Source organism: Halorussus salinus (genome assembly GCF_004765815.2).
GTDB classification, from domain to species: Archaea; Halobacteriota; Halobacteria; order Halobacteriales; family Haladaptataceae; genus Halorussus; species Halorussus salinus.
The window spans coordinates 754,519-770,595 of record NZ_ML974127.1 but is presented as its reverse complement, the minus strand read 5'-3'; the positions used below and the strand labels follow the sequence as shown (position 1 = coordinate 770,595).

Genomic DNA, 16,077 nt, shown 5'->3' with positions numbered 1-16,077 from the left:
ATATCAAATACGCTTACAGTACATCGAGAATCATCCGCACAGCGCCGAGAGATACCGTCACCTTTTATTGCCGTGTCGAGTACCCCCGACATGGATAAGCTGAAGCAGTCTCTGCTCGACGCGCCGATCATCGAGAAAGACGGCTATCACTACTTCGTCCACCCCATCAGCGACGGGATTCCGGTCCTCGAACCGGGACTCCTCCGTGAAATCGTCATCCAGATCATCCGCAAGGCCGAACTGGAAGACGTAGACAAGATCGTCACGCCCGCGGCGATGGGCATCCACATCTCGACCGCGGTCTCGCTGATGACCGACATCCCGCTGGTCGTCATCCGCAAGCGCGAGTACGGACTGGACGGCGAGGTCGCGCTCTCCCAGCAGACCGGCTACAGCGAGAACGAGATGTACGTCAACAACGTCCACGAGGGCGACCGCGTACTGTTGCTGGACGACGTTCTCAGTACCGGCGGCACGATGAAGGCCATCACGGAGGCGCTCGAACACATCGGCGCGGACGTAGCCGACGTGGTCGCGGTCATCAAAAAGGAAGGACCGAACGAACTGGACGACACCGACTACGACGTGAAGACGCTCATCAACGTGGACGTGCAGGACGGCGAAGTCGTCATCACCGACGAACACGGCGACGGATAGCGGCGACTGGCGAACCGAACCGTTTTTTCATCGACGTTTTGCAAGCGAGCGCCAGCGGCGCTCGGACAGGAGGAGTCGCCGTACTGTCGTCAACGTGGACGTGCAGGACGGCGAAGTCGTCACCAACGAACACGGCGACAGGTGTTCCGGTCTCATTCCGTGCCGAGATTCTGACTACGGGTTTTGGTACGAACTGGCAGGCCTGTCGAACGTTCACGACCGGCAGTTCGGGGCTCGACGGCCAACCGATTCGAAGACCGCTAGACTGCACGGTGACGACGCCACGAGAGCGGCGTTCTCGTGTGTTCGATAGGTGAGAACTCCTCTCGTATGTGTATGTGTGTGATTATCCGAGTAGATTAATATTCGCCCGGCCAGTTTGAGGAATTACGATGTTCGTAGTATCTCAGACTCGAACTGGACGCACAGCCTCCGACGTGAAGCGCGGTCGAGTCCGTCGACGCGACACGCAGTTCGCGTTCCTGTAGTCGGCGACGATTCGACGCGTTTCGAAGGACGGAGAGATAACAGTCGATTTTTCGAGCGACGAAGTACGTGAGAGCGACGAGGAGACCCGTCCGCCGAGGAGTCACTCCGAGCGCGACGACTCGAGCGCCGAGATGCGGTCGCGGAGGCCGGTCGTCACCGACGGCGAGCGCAACACGGCGATGCCCGCCCAGAGGAGGCCGGTCAGAAACGACCCGGACGCCGAGAACGCCATGCCCATGCTGTAGAAACTCGCGCCGTAGACGACGCCGAGCGCGGCCGACGGCAGACTCGTGCCGAGCGGGACGCGCGCGGTGTGGTCGGTGAGCGTCGGCGCGAGGAAGACGATGGAGAAGACGCTCCCGGCGAGGAAGACGAGGTCTTGCCAGATCACGATACCACCTCTTTCGGTTGGAGAGTCACGGTCATCACTACTTCGTAGCGCGGTCGTCGGTGTAACGCTGGTCCGTATATTCATACGACCCGCCAGCGAGGAGGGGTTCGATAACTAGCGCTGAGACGTGGTGTCGTGGTCCGCGGGCGCTCGATACCAGACAGTACGGGCGCGCAGGGCGTCGGTCGTCACGAGAGCGAGCGTGACGAGGAAGAACCAGAGCAAGACGTTCCGGGCGTGCGACTCGTAAGGTTCGAACCGGGTGCTTCGTTCTCGGTCCCGTGTCACTCGACACGAGAGCGGGCGTGACGGGACCGAGCAAACGCGGTTTGTTTGCGAGGGTCGTCACGCCCGCGAGGCTGAACGAAGTGAAGCCGAGCGGGCGTGACGGGATTCGAACCGGAGCAAGACGGTTCTGTTCGGTCGCTTCGCTCCCTGCGCGGACTGCGACTTGCAGGGTTCGAACCCGTACGGCTTCCTTCTCGGTCTCGCGTTGCTCGACACGAGAGCGGGCGTGACGGGACCGAGCAAACGCGGTTTGTTTGCGAGGGTCGTCACGCCCGCGAGACTGAACGAAGTGAAGTCGAGCGGGCGTGACGGGATTCGAACCCGCGGTCAGAAGGTTAGGAACCTCCTGCCCTAATCCACTAGGCCACACGCCCCGCAAAAGAGGAGACTTATTCGCTACCAGCGTCGCTGCCGGTGTTGGTGTTGGTGCTGGTGTCGGTCTCGGTCACCGGTTCGCTGTCGGTGTTCAGCGACTCGGTAGTGCCTTCCTGCATCTCTTGGAGCTCTTCTTCGACTTCTTGACGCCCTTTCTTGAATTCGCCCATCGCTTCACCGGTCGAGCGGGCGAGCTTCGGAATCTTGTTCGCGCCGAACAGCAGGACGGCGATGAGGAGGATGACCATCATCTCCATCCCGCCGGGCACGGGTCCGAACAGTGGAATCATCTGTACCATCTCTACCTGAGGGTAACCGATTCTGAACTATAGGCTTTTTGCTCGTTGCGCGACGCCGAGAACCGGGCGAACACGTCCGTAGCGCCCGATAAATGGGATTTTAGGTTGGATTTCGGCGGAGAGCAGCGACCGACGAGCGACCGGGGTCCGACTCGGAGCCGACCGACCAGACCCGGCCCTGACAGGTGGCGGCGCGTTCGACAGCCGATGCGGGATTCGGAACTGTCTTTTCGCCGACCCACCAAAACTCGGACGCACATGGTCGAAGTCGGAGACGCCGCACCGGATTTCACTGCACCGCTCGCAAACGGCGACGTAGAGGAGTTCACCCTCTCGGAGAACTTGGACGACGCGCCCGTCATCCTCGCGTTCTTCCCCGGCGCGTTCACCGGGGTCTGCACTACCGAGATGGCCACCTTCGAGGAGAACCTCGACGACTTCGAGGAGGCGACCGTCTACGGCGTCAGCGTGGACGCGCCGTTCTCGCTCAACGAGTTCCGCGACCAGCAGGACCTGAGTTTCGGCCTCGTTAGCGACTCCAACAAGGAGATAATCGACGACTACGGCGTCGAGATGGACTTCGCCGACATGGGGTACTACGGCGTCGCCAAGCGCGCCGTCTTCGTGATAGACGGCGACGGCGAGGTCGTCTACGAGTGGGTCAGCGACGACCCCGGCGTCGAACCCGACTACGACGAAGTCGCCGACGCCGCGAACGCCGCGGAGGCGGCGGCCGAGTAAGGCGAACCGCTCTCGTCGGTGCTTTTCTCGGAGGCGACCCGACCGGATAGTGGCGACGGAAACCCTCGGGCCGGGACCTTTTTCCCCTAGAGAACGACTATCCGGTATGAGCGAACCTGAGACCGAGCAGTCAGACGACGAGAGTCGTACCTACGACCCCGACGCCGACCACGCCTTCCCCGACGAACGTCTCAACGAGGTGCTGGAGTTCGTGCAGAACGACCCCGAGATTCAGACGTACCTCGACGCCCAGAACGTCAATCCCGTCGTCCGGAAGGGGTACAACGACCACGGGAGCAAGCACATCTCCATCGTTCGGAACCGCGCGCTCGGCCTGTATAACCTTCTCAAGAAGGGCGGCGTCGAGTTCAACGGCGCGTCCCAACAGGGCTTAGACGAAGCCGACGAGAGCGTCATCGTCGCGCTGGCGGCGACCATCCACGACATCGGCCACGTCGTCCACCGCGACGAACACGCCTACTGGTCTATTCCCCTCGCCGCGGATGTCCTCGACCGCATTCTCCCGCAGTTCGACTTCTACGGCACCGAGGAGGTCGTCCGGGTCAAGGGCGAAGTCCTCCACGCCATCCTCTGTCACCACACCGAAGAAGACCCCCTGACGACCGAGGCGGGCGTCGTCCGGGTCGCCGACGCCCTCGACATGGAGGAGGGCCGTTCGCGGATGCCCTACGAGAAGGGCGGCCGGGGAATCGACACCGTGTCGAGTCAGGCCATCCAGCGCGTCTCGCTCCGACAGGGCGACACCGTGCCGGTCCTCGTGGAGATAGAGATGCTGAACGCCGCGGGCGTCTATCAGATAGACAATCTGCTGAAGGCGAAGCTCCGGGATTCCGGATTGGAAGACGACATCCGCATCGTCGCGGTCAACATCCGCGACGGCGACAACAACCTCGTGGAACGCGTCGAACTGTAAGACGCGTCGAACGCTGAGGAGAACGCGTCGAACGTGAACTACCCCACCCTACCGCGCTCGGGGCTACTCGCCCCTCGCTTGTTGAGGGTGGGGTTTCCTGTTTCTGCGTCGGCACTTGTATCCGACGTGGACACAGCGGTTCCAGACTCCGCAGGCGACTTCCCTTTACAGGCGGTTTGGAGTGTCCCACTCCTACCAGATGGACACTCGGCCACAATCGACGGTGCGCGCTTGTTGTCGCGCTTGAACACCGTCGGAGACGTGGCGAGCATCGTACTACCTCGTTTGACCGCAGGGATAGTAAGCGTGGCGGAGAACGTGTATGCGAACCGTGTGGGCGCTGTATCCCCTCCCTGCTCGCTTCGCTCGCTGAGGAACGGGGCTTAGCGCCCTCGATTAAAGCTAAAACGATATCTCGAAGCGCGCGCCGTGATTCGCCCCGGACGCTTCGTCCGGGATTCCCGTGCCGTCGTCACGGACCTCCGGGCCGCCGTCCGATTTCACTTCTCGGGAGCCACCGACCCCGCCAGCGGCGCTCTCGGCGACGCCGACATCGCCAGCGGCACTTTCGGTGACGCCGACCGACCAGCCGTGGGCTTCGACGACCTGCCGGACGATGGCCAGACCGAGACCCGTCCCGTCTGCGGCCGTCGAGTAGTTCGCGTCGAACACTCGGTCGCGGGCTTCCGGCGGGATACCCGGCCCGTCGTCGGCGACGTAGAAGCCCGGCACACCGGTAGTCTCGTCGCCGCTCTCGCCCGTGCTACCGTTCTGGTTCCCGTCGCCCGTGCCGACGCCCTCGTCTCCGCCGACCGTCACCGTGGTCGCACCGTGTTCGACCGCGTTCCGGAACAGGTTCTCGAAGACGTGGGCCAGTAGGTCCGGGTCGGCCCGGAACGCGACCGATTCGGCGACGACGAGCGTGGCGTCGCCGGTCTCGACCTGTCGCCACGCCTCGTCGGCCTGCTCGTCCAGTTCGACCCGCCGGGTGTCGGTGACCTCCTCGTCGGCCGCCAGCACCAGCGCGTTCTCCACGATGGCTTCCATGCGTTCGAGCGAGCGAGTCAGCGCCGCGAGGTGGTCGGACTCGTCGGCACTTTCGCCGTCGGCGTCGGCATCGGTCCCGGCGTCGGTATCGCGCTCGGCGTCGAGGAGTTCGGTGCGTCCCAGCGCCACGTTCAGGGGGTTGCGGAGGTCGTGGCTGAGGACGCCCGCGACCGTTTCGAGTCGGTCGTTCTGCGCGCGGAGGTCCAACTCCGCCCGCTTTCGCTCGGTAATCTCGTGGTGGTGGACCAGTACGTACGTCTCGCCCTCGTGGGCGAATCGGAGCGCCCGCATCGTGAACCACCGCTCCCGGTCGGGCGTGTGACAGGGGTACTCGACGGAGACTTTCCCGCGGTCCTCCTCGACCAGCGACCGGATGGCCACGCCGGTCCGGGCCGCCTGCTCGTCGTCGCTCTCGTCACAGACCCGCAAGTAGTTCACGCCGATGTGGTCGGCGTCGCCGCTACCCGCCGCCGCGAACTCGCGCCACGCTCGATTAGTGGCGAGGATTCGACCCGACCGGTTCAGTACCGCGGCTTGACCCGGAAGCGCGTCGAATCCCGCGCTGAGGGCGGCGTCCGAAATAGTCACGCTTCTAACTAGCACTCGTGGAACTTATAAAAAGCGGTGTGTCTCAACGCTGAGAACGGGGTTTCACCGGATGCGGCCGTGCTATCATCGCATCCGGTCGTACACGTCGTGCAACTTCTCGACGGCGTGTTCGACGCTCACCTCGTCGCGCCGGGCGAGACACCGCTCCCGGAGGTCGTCGCGGTCGGCCAGCGTCCGGTGAACTGCGTCGCGGAAGTCGTCGATGTTGCCGCTCTCGTAGTGATACCCGGTCTCGCCGTGGTCGATGGTGTCGGCCAGCGCGCCCGCGTTCGCGCCCACGACGGGGGTCCCGCAGGCGTTGGCCTCCAGCGCGACCAACCCCTGCGTCTCGACCGGACTCGGGAACGCGAAGGCGTCGAGCGCCGAGTAAAACGCGGGCATCTCCTCGCGGTCGAGAAAGCCGAGAAATCGGGCGTCAGCGCCGAGACTTTCGGCCTGTTCCTCTAAGTCCTCGCGGGCCGGTCCGTCGCCGCCGAAGACGACCGTCACGTCCATGTCGGCCGCGGCCGCGACGAGTTCCGAGAGGCGCTTCTCGTACCCGTGGCGTCCGGTGTAGCCTATCAGCGGGCGTTCTCCTCGGAGGTCGTGGCGCGCGAGGAACTCGTCGGTCTCGACGGGCCGGAACCGCTCGGTGTCGATGCCGTTGGGCACGACTTCGACCGGCGTGTCCACGCCGACCGCCGACTTCAGGTGGTCGCGGGTCGCCTCGGAGGGTGCCAGCACCGCGTCCGCTCGGCCGTAGAACCATCGCTCGTAGGCCTCGGAGACCCGGCCGACCAGCGACGCGATGGAGTCGGTCGGGGAGACGTATTCTGCGTACTCGCTGGTGGGAGTGTGATACGAGGCGACGAGTGGCACGTCCTTCTTCCGGGCGAGGCGCAGACCGCCGACGCCGATGTTGAACGGCGTGTGCGCGTGGACGACCTCGGCGTCTCGGACGGCTTTCGGCACCTTCGGCGTGCCGACGTGGAACCCGTCGTAGAAGGGGAGCGGAAGACTCCCGACGGGATGTTCGCCGTCGTTCGGCCGGTGGCCGTCGGCGTTGGGGTAGACCACGTCCATCCGACCGCCCGCCCGTTCCCACCGCTCGCGCCACGACGCGATGGTGTACGTCACGCCGTTGACCGTCGGCAGGTAGGTGTCGGTGAACGCGGCGACCCGTTCCATTGTTGGCCCCTTTGGCAACCGGTAGTTAAGTCCTTTTGAAGTTCGCTCACGGACGAGCGTCCGGGGTGAGCGGTCGAAAGCGGGGCGTCACGCCAACCGTTGGTACAGCGACACGAGGTCCTCGCCGACGGCGTCGAGTTCGAACTCCTCGCTCTTGTCGGCGGCGCTGGCTCCTAGCTCCTCGCGCAGGTCGGAGTCGCGGAGGCGGTCGAGTTCGTCCGCGAACTCGGCGGCGGCCGTCGCGGCGTCGGCCGACTCGTCGCTGGCTTTCAGGCAGTGAGTGCCGTCTTCGAGCCAGTCGTACGTCGGGATGTCGCGGATGACCAGCGGCTTGCCACAGGACATCGCTTCCAGCAGGGCGATGCCCTCGTTCTCGTTCTTGCTCGGCCAGAAGAACACGTCTCCGGCCGCGAACGCGCCTTCGATGTCTTCGACGTAACCCGTGAACTGGCAGTTGTCGGGCGCGCTCTCGACGAGTCGCTTGGTGTCTCTGCTCTTGAGGAATCGGTCGAGTTCTCCACCGGCGGGGTTGAGGTAGCCGAACCAGACGAAATCGAGGTCGGGCATCTCGCGGGCGGTCTCCACGAACGCTTCGAGTCCCTTGCGCTTGATGACGTGACCGACGTTGAAAACGACGGGCGGGTCGAGGTCGTAGCGGTCGAGGTACGTTTCGCGGAGCGACTCGTCGTCGTACCCCGCGACCTTCTCGGGGTCGAACCCGTTGCTGACGACGGTCTTGGGCGCGTCGGCGTACTCCTCGATGACCCGGCGGTTGTGGTCGGAGGGACAGACGAGGTGGTCGGCCAGCGAGTAGGCGTAGCGAAGGTAGGGCTTCATCGGCTTGGCGAGGAGGTTCGAGAACGCGAAGCTCTCCTCGAAGTCCTCGGCGGTCTGGTGGGTGTGGACGAGGACCGGCACGTCGGCGCGCTGGGCCTGTTTTGCGTAGTACAGCGACTTCGGCCCCATGTTGTTGAGGTGGAGGAGGTCGGCGTCGAGGGTCGGTTTCGGGGTGTACTCGATGCCAGCGCGGTCCATAATCGTGCGCTGGTTGTCCACCGACTGGGCGTGCCCGCCCGTGATGTACTCCTCCCACTCGAAGTAGTGGCTCACCTTCATCGTCGTGGCGGAACTCCTCGGCAGTCGCTCGTCTCTCGTCGGCCATTTCCGTCTCCTTGGCCGTTTCTTTCCCGTCGGCCGTTTCTTTCTCGTCGGTCGCTCCTCGCTTCGAAAGCGTCGTTTTCGGGGCCGTACAGCCGTGTCACTGTCCGAGCGATGCGTCGGCCGCGACAAAACCCTACCGGAACACGGCGACTACTCCACCGGAACACGACGACTGCCCTACCGAAATGTGGTAACTACTACACCGGAACGCGGCGACCTCCCTATCGAAACGCGACCGCGTCTCGGCGGCGAATGGGTCGATACGTCAATACGCAGTCGGTTCCAGCCGTCCGAAACCAAAAACTATATTATCTGTACCGAGAATCACCCCTTTGGGGCAACACAGGAACCTTCTATCCTTGTCCTGTCTCGCCCCGGAAACCCCCACCCCCCATTCCCATACTTCATGACGATAGCCGAAGAGCGCATCGAGCGTCTCGCCTCGCTCGCCCGCGACGCCGCCGCGGAGTGTCACGACGACCGCGCCAGAGAGTACGTCCGTCTCGCGCGCAGGCTGGCCGAGCGCAACAGAATCCCGCTCCCGAAGGAGTTCAAACGCTTTACCTGCGACGCCTGCGACACCTACCTTCGACCGGGAAAGAACGCCCGTGTCAGATTGCAAGACGGTCACGTCGTCGTCACCTGCGACTGCGGCGAGCAAGCGCGGTACCCCTACGAGTGAGCGCCGGACCGGTGTTCGCGTTCCGTCGACTCCGCCGCGTTCGCTGATTTCTCCGTTTTGCTGGCTTCTCCGTTTTGCTGGCTTCTCCGTTTCGCTGGCTTCTCCATTTCGGTGACCCTCGCGTTCCGACGATGCCTCTATTCCGGCGACTCGAACCGAGGAGACACCTCTATCGATTTGTTGTCGGTATCGGAAGTGACGGAGTGTCACACCTCTATCGAAGTGTTCTATCGGAATTTCGGTAGGTGGGGTTCGGCGGGTTCGGGCGGGCGGACACGTCTATCGAAGTGTGGCGGGACGAGAAGGTGGAGGGAGAGACACCTCTATCGAAGTGTATCGTCGGAAGAGGTGTTTCGGTGTTGGAGGAACTGTCTCGTCGTCGGAGGGGCTGTTTTGATGTTGGAGAAACTGTTTCGTTAGTAGGAGAAGCTGTTTCATTGTCGGAGAAGCTGTTTCATTGTCGGAGAAGCTGTTTCATTGTCGGAGGAGCTGTTTCGTTATCGGAGGAGTTGTCTAATCCTCGCAGGAGTCCGGTGTCGTCAGTCAGTTCGTGTTCGACCTCGCGTTCGCCCGTTACTTCGTCCGTCTTCTCGTCCTCCTGCTCCTCCGTCCGTCTTCTCGTCTTTCCGTTTCTTTTCTTTCGCTCTATCTCGTTTTCCTGTCCCTCTGTGCCCTCTTTTCGTCTCTCTATCTCGCCTTTCTGTCTTCCCGCGTCTACTCCTCGGCTTTCGTTGCCTCCGCTTCCCGTTCCTCTATCTCTTCTTTCAATCTCAGCTAGGAGGACAGTCGTAGGAAACACATCGAACACTTCGATAGAGGTGGGTGGGAGTTCTCTCTAGAGAGGAGTACGCACGACTATACAGACCTCCCGAGCGCGGGAAACGGGTGTAATTCTCGATGATGCCGCCCCGGATGCGACATCGCCGATAACCCGACCACCCACCCTCCCTCGTCTCCGCCCAGAACACTTCGATAGAGGTGTGTCTCTGTCGTCGGGCTTCCGCCGTCATCTCGTCGGCACACTTCCGAACACTTCGTCGGCACTCCCCGAACCGTCGCGACTGTAGCACCGATACTTCCAAATCCGGTATCGTAGTGGAACCTACGGAGCGAATACACATCGATAACGGCAACGTTTAATGGGAGGAACGAGACGCCCGAGGCATGGATTCCGACGCCTCGGTTGCAGATGCTGACGAGGAGGACGCTTCTCTTCGCGACGACGACGGTTCGCGCTCTACGGACTCGCAGGCCGCGGTGATAGACGCCGACGCCCCCGAGAACTCCGGCAATCGAGGAGATGCGGTCGAGTCGAACGGAACCGCCGAATCCGGAGACGAGGGCGAGTCGAGGACGGCGGCAGACCGAGAAACGTTGGTCGAGTCGGAGGCCACGGGCGAGCAGGAAACGCTGACGGAACCGGGGGAAACGCTCGAACCCGACGACCCGGTCACGCCCGAAGACGAGTCGAAGTCCATCGAGGAGATGCTACTCGACTTCGACGAACAGCAGTCGCTCATCCGGAATCGGTCGCTACTCAACCCCAACGAGGTGGTCGAAGAGGAGCGCATCGTCGGCCGCGACGAGCAGTTGACGCAGGTCACGAAGATGCTCCGGGTCGCCATCGGCGACAACCGCCCGCCGAACCTCTTTCTCTACGGCCCTTCGGGAACCGGGAAGTCGCTCATCATCAACGCGGTCTGCGAGAACATCGGTCGTCTCTGTGACAGCCGCGGGATTCGGTTCGGCGTCATCGAGATGAACTGCCAAGACATCGGGACGCTCGGGTCGGCCGTCTACGAACTCGCGATGAAGGTCGCCGACGAGGCGGGCGTCTCGGTCGAAGTGCCACAGCACGGCGTCTCGACCAAGGAGAAGTGGCGGGAACTCTACCGACTCGTCAACGAGAACTACGACACCGTGGTCTTCGTCCTCGACGAACTCGACATGCTCGTCGGGCGACGCGACAAGGACCAGCCAGCGTTCTCGCGACTCCTCTATCAACTCTCGCGGGCGGGGTCGAGCAACGACATCACCGCGCAGGTCTCCATCGCCGCCATCACGAACGACACGAAGATGCTCGAATCGGTCGGCAGTCGCGCGCTGAGTTCGTTCACGCCCGAGGACGTTCACTTCGACGACTACGACGCCAACCAGTTGCGCGCCATCCTCCGCCACCGGGAAGACGCCTTCCACGACGACGTGTTGCAGGACGACGTGATTCCGCTCGCGGCGGCGTTCGCCGCCCAGAACCACGGCGACGCCCGGAAGGCAATCGACCTGATGCGCGTCGCGGGCGACCTCGCCGAGCGCGAGGGTGCCGACCGGGTGGGCGAACAGCACGTCCGGAAAGCGCAGGACAAGGTGGAACGCAACCGCGTCCTCGAAGTGACGCGAGGCATCAGCACCCAGAAGAAACTCTGTCTCTACGCCACGGCCGCGGTCGCCGACGAGGCCGGGAACAGCTCCGCCCGGAGTACGACCGGCTATCAGGTCTACCGCTTTCTCACGGACGCCCTCGACGCCGACCAGTACCACCAAGAGACCTACGTCAACAAGATGAAAGAACTGACGACCTACTCCATCGTGGAGTCCGAGCGCAAGAGCCACGGTCCCTCCTCGGGGATGTTCATCGAGTTCACCTTCAACGAGCAACCCGAGACCATCATGGAGACGCTCGGCGAGGACTCCCGACTCGGGGACCTGTCGAGCGACGAGGTGACGGCGGTGGTGCGCGCACAGCTCTCGAACGGGAACTGAACCTCACCTCGCGGACGGGCATCGAACCCCAACCATCCGAAAAGTCCGCCGACCGGGCCGGTGCAAGCCTTTTATCACCGTTCGCTCCTCAGTCGGAGGTATGACAGACGAAGACCTACGCAAAGAGGCCCACGACCTCGACGTGACCGTCTGGGTCGGCAAGGCCGGAATCGACTCCGTGACCGACGAACTCGGCGACCAACTCCGTGACCGAAAGCTCGTGAAAGTCAAGTTCCTCCGGGCGGCCCGCGGCGGCACCACGACCGACGAACTCGCCGAGGAGTTGGCCGAGCGCGTGGACGCCGACCTCGTGGAGACGCGGGGGAACACCGCGGTGTTGCACTGATGGTCGATCCGCTTCCGTTTCTCGACCGCGTTATCGACACGGGATACGCGACGGCAATCACGCAAGCGATATACTTCGTCGTCGCGTTCGTCGCTATCTACGTCGTCGGTCGGCTGACGGTCATCCCGATAGTCAGCAGATTCCTCGACCGGCGGAACCTCGACAGCCACGCCAAGAAACCGCTGCTCAAAATCACGAAGTTCGCCGTCGTGTTCGTCGCCATCTCGGTCGCGTTCGGGGCCGCCGACTACGGCAACTTCCTGACCTCGCTGGCGACCATCGCCGCGGCGGCCACCCTCGCCATCGGGTTCGCGATGCAGGACGTTATCGCCAACTTCGTCGCTGGCGTGTTCATCTACACGGACAAACCCTTCAAAATCGGCGACTGGGTGGAGTGGGACGGCGGCAGTTACTCGGGCGTCGTGGAAGACATCGGCCTGCGCGTGACGCGAGTCCGAACGTTCGACAACGAACTGCTCACTGTACCCAACTCCCAACTGACCGACGGCGTCATCAAGAACCCCGTCGAGGGCGACCGACTCCGCCTCAAGTTCCTGTTCGGCATCGGCTACGACGACGACATCGACGAGGCGACCGAAATCATCGTCGAGGAGGCCGAGGCCCACCCCGACATCATGGACGACCCCGCCCCGTCGGTCCGACTGACCGAACTCGGGGACTCCTCGGTCGGGCTTCAGTCCCGCATCTGGATTTCGAACCCCTCGCGGGGCGACTACGTGAAGACCCGCGGCGAGTACGTAACCGGCGTGAAAGAGCGATTCGACGCCGAGGGCATCGACATCCCGTACCCGAACCGGACCCTCGAAGGTGGTCTCGAACTGACGAACGTCGAGGGGACGGTCGAGGCCGCGGACGACTGATACCGACTCGATTCTAAATTATCACTCGACTGGGTGCTGTGGAGTACAAGCGACGGCGGTGCTGTAGAGTACATCTGCACCGCGAGCGAAGCGAGCGGACCAAGGAGCCGTCGAAGAAGCGCCGCAGGCGCTTCTGAGGCGGTGACGCCGTGTCGCCGGGAACGAAGTGATCGACGGCTCGTCAGAGCTTGCCTCTGACGGTGTTTTTGATCAACCTTTTGCCAGCGAAGGAGTTCGGAAGCCTTCGGCTTCCAAAGGACTGAGTGCAGTAAAAGGTTGTCGCGTATGAATGGTTGGACGCCCGGATTTGCCCGGCGTTCCGTGCCGGGGAATCCCGGTCGCGTCCTCCACCCCGCAACCCTACGAGCGACAGATGTCCAATGGCCCGCTGCTCGCTTCCGCGCCTGACGGATTACCATCGGCTAACTCCGACTGCGGCACTCCTGCGAGTGCCCGCCGGAGACCGCTGTCCCCGCAGGACGAGGCTTCGAAGTCGGCTTCCGGGGCCCGGCACGGTCTGACCGGACGCCTCCGGGGTTCGGTCCCCGCTAAAGGCCATAGTGCGGGTGACGAGCAGGGCCTAACTGCCCGACCTAGTCCATCTCGAAGTAAGCAGGTACGGACTTAAGGGCCTTTCGCTAATCGCTCGACTGCGGGGTATCGCTCCACGACGACGGGTGACTACTCCTGACCGAGAAACTGATTACCTCTGGCCGAGGAGCCGACTATTTCTGGCCGAGAACCCGACCGAATCACGTAGCGGCGAGGAGCGCCCACGCGTTCCCCGCGACGACCGCCAGCCCCACGAGGAGGTAGACCGCGCTCCCGGCCCGGAACGTCTGGCGGGCGTCGCTGGTGATGCCGGGCAGCAACAGGAGGACCATCGCGGCCGCAGTCTTCAGTAGGACCAACCCACCCAGCCCCGCCTCGGCGATGACCGCGGCGGCGACCGGGTTGGCCTCGTCCAGTCCCATCGCCAGTCCGACGCCGGTCGTGATCACGTCGCCGACCATCACGGCGAGGACCGCGCCGAACAGGAGCGGCGAGACGTAGCCCCACCACGACCGGCCCTCGTCGCGGAGGACGTACTCGCGGTCCTCGTCGAGGAGAAACTCGTCGTCCCGGAGCATCCACTTCTCGCGGGCCTCCGGGTCGTCGGCGAGGTCCCCGAGACCGTCGGTCTCCTCGGTCGGGGCGTCGGGAAGTCTCCCGCCCCCGGCCGCGTCGATTCGTCCGCCGTCGGGAGACGCGTCGATACCGGCGTCGTTCTCGGACACGCGGCAGGATACCGTCTCTCGGGGCTTTGTTATGCGTCGGCTGACAACTATTCACAGTCGGCCTGTGGCGGAGTAACCGGTCGCTACTGCCGAAAAGCGACCTATCGGGATGGTTCCGCTCGCTACAGCACTTCGCGGGCGAACCATCCGGCGCTGGCCGCGACCGCGAGCGTCGCGGCGAACAGGAGCCAGCGGTGGTAGTCGAACGTCGCGTTCGTCGTGAGACTGCCGACGAGACCGCCGACCGCGATAGCCCACCAGAGGACGAGGAGGGCCATGAATCCGCCGAGGACGACCGCCGCGCCCGCCGCGGTCGGCGGGTCGGTCCGGCCGTTGCGTCCCGCCGCGAAGACGACGATGGAGACGGTGGCGAACAGGCCGACGACGAGGTGGACCGGCACGAACGTCGGTTGGCTGTAGTAGACCCCGGCCGCGGTGGCGTCGATGAGGAAGTACGGTGCGACGACGGCGGCAAGAACCGCGAGCGCGGCGACGACGCCGACGGTCGGCGCTGGCGTCTCGGGCAACCGTTCCTGCGACATGCCCGACGCTTTTCGTGGCGGGAGCAAAAGGCCAGCGGTCGAGTCGGAAAAGTCACGTATCAGGCGATACGACTGTACGGCATGGGATTCGGAAGCACGGCCAAGAAGGTCCAGAAGCTCGCCGACACCGCCGAGAAGCTGTACAGCAAACTCAACGAACTCCGCGAGCAGGTCGCCGAGATGCGCGAGAAACTGGATTCGACCAGCGAGCGCGTCGAGCGGCTGGAGCGGGAGAACGCCCACCAGCGCGCCCTGCTGGAAGCCCTCGCCGAGGAGCGAGGCATCGACGTGGACGACATCGAGTCCGAACCGGTCGCGTCCGACGACGAGCAGGCCGCCGAGGCGTAGCCGCCGGAACTGCCGTCCGAGAGACGAGTGCGGGGATTTCGCGAGCGGCGCGACGGCCACACAAAAAAGGTTAACCGCCTTCCCAACTTTTGCCTACCCAATGACGACCTACGAGACGCCGCTCGATTCCGTCTTGGAGACGGTCGGCGAGACGCCGCTCGTCCGGGTGCAGGCGTCGCCCGAGGAAGTGCCGGTGTACGCCAAAGTCGAGTCGTTCAACCCCGGCGCGAGCATCAAGGACCGCATCGGGAAGTACATGGTCGAACAGATGCTCGACCGGGGCGAGTTGGAACCCGGCGGCACCGTCATCGAACCGACCGCCGGGAACACCGGCATCGGGTTCGCCATCGCGGCGGGGCAACTCGACGTGAACGCCGTCTTCGTCGTGCCCGAGCGGTTCAGCGTCGAGAAACAGCAACTGATGGACGCGCTCGGCGCGGAGGTCATCAACACCCCGACCGAGGAGGGCATGGGCGGAGCCATCGACCGCGCACACCAACTCGCCGACGAGATGGAGAACGCCGTGGTCCCACAGCAGTTCTCGAACCCCCTCAACGTCGAGGCCCACTACGAGACCACCGGGCCGGAAATCTTCGAGGCGCTGGACGGCGAGGTCGGCGCGGTCGTCGCTGGCTGTGGCACCGCGGGCACGCTGATGGGCATCGCGGAGTACGCGCTCGAACGGGACCCCGACACCCACGTCACCGCGGTCGAACCCGAGGGGTCGCTCTACTCGGAGACGAAGGGCGAGGAGGTCGAAGAAGCCGAGTACAAAATCGAGGGCATCGGCACGCACGACCCCGCGACCAACGAACTGTTCGACCCGGACCTCGTGGACGAGGTGCTACAGGTCCCCGACCGGCGCGCCCACGAGGAACTCAAGCGTCTCGCCGAGGAGGAAGGCCACCTCGTCGCGTCGAGCGCGGGCGCGGCCAGCGCGGCCGCCCGCCACGTCGCCGAGCGCATCCGCGACGGCGAACTCGACGCGCCACACGATTCAGTAGTGACGGTGTTCCCCGACTCCAGCGAGCGCTACCTCTCGAAGGGCATCTATCGGTCGTTCGAGGAGTGGGAAGGATAGCA

Annotated in this window: 18 protein-coding genes, 1 tRNA gene and 1 other RNA gene; 9 read left to right on the top strand and 11 right to left on the bottom strand. The window is 63.9% G+C overall.

Annotated features, from left to right (window positions below; genetic code table 11):
* Window positions 1–90 precede the first annotated feature (90 nt).
* A complete protein-coding gene (gene hpt / locus EPL00_RS03895) occupies window positions 91–657 on the top strand; it encodes a hypoxanthine/guanine phosphoribosyltransferase (protein WP_135851737.1) in 567 nt (188 codons plus the stop codon).
* Window positions 658–1,246: 589 nt separating this feature from the next.
* On the opposite strand, the gene EPL00_RS03890 is transcribed toward hpt, so the two are convergent.
* The 4 genes from EPL00_RS03890 to EPL00_RS03875 all read right to left on the bottom strand — a co-directional run bounded on the left by EPL00_RS03890 (window position 1,247) and on the right by EPL00_RS03875 (window position 2,499).
* The gene (locus tag EPL00_RS03890; RefSeq protein ID WP_135851738.1) at window positions 1,247–1,537 is read right to left on the bottom strand and encodes a hypothetical protein; all 291 of its coding nucleotides are present in this window, start codon (window positions 1,535–1,537) and stop codon (window positions 1,247–1,249) included.
* Window positions 1,538–1,651: 114 nt separating this feature from the next.
* Window positions 1,652–1,825, bottom strand: coding sequence for a hypothetical protein (locus tag EPL00_RS03885; RefSeq protein WP_162224141.1), 174 nt, complete (start codon window positions 1,823–1,825; stop codon window positions 1,652–1,654).
* Between the two features lie 300 nt (window positions 1,826–2,125).
* Window positions 2,126–2,199, bottom strand: a tRNA-Arg gene (locus tag EPL00_RS03880).
* A gap of 15 nt (window positions 2,200–2,214) precedes the next feature.
* Entirely contained in the window at window positions 2,215–2,499 is a 285-nt protein-coding gene (locus tag EPL00_RS03875; protein WP_238398114.1) for a Sec-independent protein translocase subunit TatA/TatB, read from the bottom strand.
* Between the two features lie 258 nt (window positions 2,500–2,757).
* Here EPL00_RS03875 and EPL00_RS03870 point away from each other — a divergent pair, with 258 nt between their 5' ends.
* Together EPL00_RS03870 and EPL00_RS03865 are read left to right on the top strand one after the other, a co-directional pair.
* Window positions 2,758–3,240, top strand: coding sequence for a redoxin domain-containing protein (locus EPL00_RS03870; RefSeq protein ID WP_135851739.1), 483 nt, complete (start codon window positions 2,758–2,760; stop codon window positions 3,238–3,240).
* A gap of 106 nt (window positions 3,241–3,346) precedes the next feature.
* Window positions 3,347–4,174 (top strand): HD domain-containing protein, encoded by an 828-nt coding sequence (locus tag EPL00_RS03865; RefSeq protein WP_135851740.1) that lies wholly within the window; start codon window positions 3,347–3,349, stop codon window positions 4,172–4,174.
* A gap of 402 nt (window positions 4,175–4,576) precedes the next feature.
* On the opposite strand, the gene EPL00_RS03860 is transcribed toward EPL00_RS03865, so the two are convergent.
* The 3 genes from EPL00_RS03860 to EPL00_RS03850 form a co-directional block, all read right to left on the bottom strand.
* Window positions 4,577–5,809 (bottom strand): PAS domain-containing sensor histidine kinase, encoded by a 1,233-nt coding sequence (locus EPL00_RS03860; protein WP_135851741.1) that lies wholly within the window; start codon window positions 5,807–5,809, stop codon window positions 4,577–4,579.
* An 84-nt stretch (window positions 5,810–5,893) separates the two neighbouring features.
* Window positions 5,894–6,997, bottom strand: coding sequence for a glycosyltransferase family 4 protein (locus EPL00_RS03855; protein ID WP_135851742.1), 1,104 nt, complete (start codon window positions 6,995–6,997; stop codon window positions 5,894–5,896).
* A gap of 87 nt (window positions 6,998–7,084) precedes the next feature.
* On the bottom strand, window positions 7,085–8,113 hold the full coding sequence (locus tag EPL00_RS03850; protein ID WP_135851743.1) for a glycosyltransferase family 4 protein: 1,029 nt from the start codon (window positions 8,111–8,113) through the stop codon (window positions 7,085–7,087).
* Between the two features lie 451 nt (window positions 8,114–8,564).
* Here EPL00_RS03850 and EPL00_RS03845 point away from each other — a divergent pair, with 451 nt between their 5' ends.
* Window positions 8,565–8,840, top strand: coding sequence for a ribonuclease P protein component 4 (locus tag EPL00_RS03845; RefSeq protein WP_135851744.1), 276 nt, complete (start codon window positions 8,565–8,567; stop codon window positions 8,838–8,840).
* A gap of 454 nt (window positions 8,841–9,294) precedes the next feature.
* Here EPL00_RS03845 and EPL00_RS03840 read toward each other — a convergent pair whose 3' ends face one another.
* A complete protein-coding gene (locus tag EPL00_RS03840) occupies window positions 9,295–9,639 on the bottom strand; it encodes a hypothetical protein (RefSeq protein ID WP_135851745.1) in 345 nt (114 codons plus the stop codon).
* Between the two features lie 686 nt (window positions 9,640–10,325).
* Here EPL00_RS03840 and EPL00_RS03835 point away from each other — a divergent pair.
* From EPL00_RS03835 to EPL00_RS03825, 3 genes are all read left to right on the top strand, one after another.
* Complete coding sequence (locus tag EPL00_RS03835; protein WP_238398152.1) at window positions 10,326–11,600, top strand: orc1/cdc6 family replication initiation protein; 1,275 nt, start codon at window positions 10,326–10,328, stop codon at window positions 11,598–11,600.
* 100 nt (window positions 11,601–11,700) lie between these two features.
* Window positions 11,701–11,946, top strand: a complete 246-nt coding sequence (locus EPL00_RS03830; protein ID WP_135851747.1) for a YhbY family RNA-binding protein — start codon at window positions 11,701–11,703, stop codon at window positions 11,944–11,946.
* Window positions 11,943–12,827, top strand: a complete 885-nt coding sequence (locus tag EPL00_RS03825; protein WP_394352076.1) for a mechanosensitive ion channel family protein — start codon at window positions 11,943–11,945, stop codon at window positions 12,825–12,827. The genes EPL00_RS03830 and EPL00_RS03825 overlap by 4 nt, the downstream gene beginning before the upstream one ends.
* Before the next feature lie 291 nt (window positions 12,828–13,118).
* Here EPL00_RS03825 and ffs read toward each other — a convergent pair.
* The 3 genes from ffs to EPL00_RS03810 all read right to left on the bottom strand — a co-directional run bounded on the left by ffs (window position 13,119) and on the right by EPL00_RS03810 (window position 14,646).
* Window positions 13,119–13,431: signal recognition particle sRNA (ffs, locus tag EPL00_RS03820), an RNA gene on the bottom strand.
* A 148-nt stretch (window positions 13,432–13,579) separates the two neighbouring features.
* The gene (locus tag EPL00_RS23760) at window positions 13,580–14,104 is read right to left on the bottom strand and encodes a DUF5658 family protein (RefSeq protein ID WP_238398113.1); all 525 of its coding nucleotides are present in this window, start codon (window positions 14,102–14,104) and stop codon (window positions 13,580–13,582) included.
* A 122-nt stretch (window positions 14,105–14,226) separates the two neighbouring features.
* On the bottom strand, window positions 14,227–14,646 hold the full coding sequence (locus tag EPL00_RS03810; RefSeq protein WP_135851749.1) for a DUF7548 family protein: 420 nt from the start codon (window positions 14,644–14,646) through the stop codon (window positions 14,227–14,229).
* A gap of 81 nt (window positions 14,647–14,727) precedes the next feature.
* On the opposite strand from EPL00_RS03810, the gene EPL00_RS03805 reads away from it, so the two are divergent.
* Window positions 14,728–14,994 (top strand): DUF5798 family protein, encoded by a 267-nt coding sequence (locus EPL00_RS03805; RefSeq protein WP_135851750.1) that lies wholly within the window; start codon window positions 14,728–14,730, stop codon window positions 14,992–14,994.
* 100 nt (window positions 14,995–15,094) lie between these two features.
* On the top strand, window positions 15,095–16,075 hold the full coding sequence (locus EPL00_RS03800; protein ID WP_135851751.1) for a PLP-dependent cysteine synthase family protein: 981 nt from the start codon (window positions 15,095–15,097) through the stop codon (window positions 16,073–16,075).
* The last annotated feature ends 2 nt before the right edge of the window (window positions 16,076–16,077 follow it).

Excerpts from the sequence above, each read along its gene's own strand:
- EPL00_RS03845 (WP_135851744.1), top strand. The coding sequence starts at position 8,565 with ATGACGATAGCCGAAGAGCGCATCGAGCGTCTCGCCTCGCTCGCCCGC.
- EPL00_RS03830 (WP_135851747.1), top strand. The coding sequence starts at position 11,701 with ATGACAGACGAAGACCTACGCAAAGAGGCCCACGACCTCGACGTGACC.
- EPL00_RS03855 (WP_135851742.1), bottom strand. The coding sequence starts at position 6,997 with ATGGAACGGGTCGCCGCGTTCACCGACACCTACCTGCCGACGGTCAAC.
- EPL00_RS03800 (WP_135851751.1), top strand. The coding sequence starts at position 15,095 with ATGACGACCTACGAGACGCCGCTCGATTCCGTCTTGGAGACGGTCGGC.
- EPL00_RS03865 (WP_135851740.1), top strand. The coding sequence starts at position 3,347 with ATGAGCGAACCTGAGACCGAGCAGTCAGACGACGAGAGTCGTACCTAC.
- EPL00_RS03875 (WP_238398114.1), bottom strand. The coding sequence starts at position 2,499 with ATGGTACAGATGATTCCACTGTTCGGACCCGTGCCCGGCGGGATGGAG.
- EPL00_RS03850 (WP_135851743.1), bottom strand. The coding sequence starts at position 8,113 with ATGAAGGTGAGCCACTACTTCGAGTGGGAGGAGTACATCACGGGCGGG.
- hpt (WP_135851737.1), top strand. The coding sequence starts at position 91 with ATGGATAAGCTGAAGCAGTCTCTGCTCGACGCGCCGATCATCGAGAAA.
- EPL00_RS03870 (WP_135851739.1), top strand. The coding sequence starts at position 2,758 with ATGGTCGAAGTCGGAGACGCCGCACCGGATTTCACTGCACCGCTCGCA.
- EPL00_RS03835 (WP_238398152.1), top strand. The coding sequence starts at position 10,326 with ATGCTACTCGACTTCGACGAACAGCAGTCGCTCATCCGGAATCGGTCG.
- EPL00_RS03810 (WP_135851749.1), bottom strand. The coding sequence starts at position 14,646 with ATGTCGCAGGAACGGTTGCCCGAGACGCCAGCGCCGACCGTCGGCGTC.
- EPL00_RS03805 (WP_135851750.1), top strand. The coding sequence starts at position 14,728 with ATGGGATTCGGAAGCACGGCCAAGAAGGTCCAGAAGCTCGCCGACACC.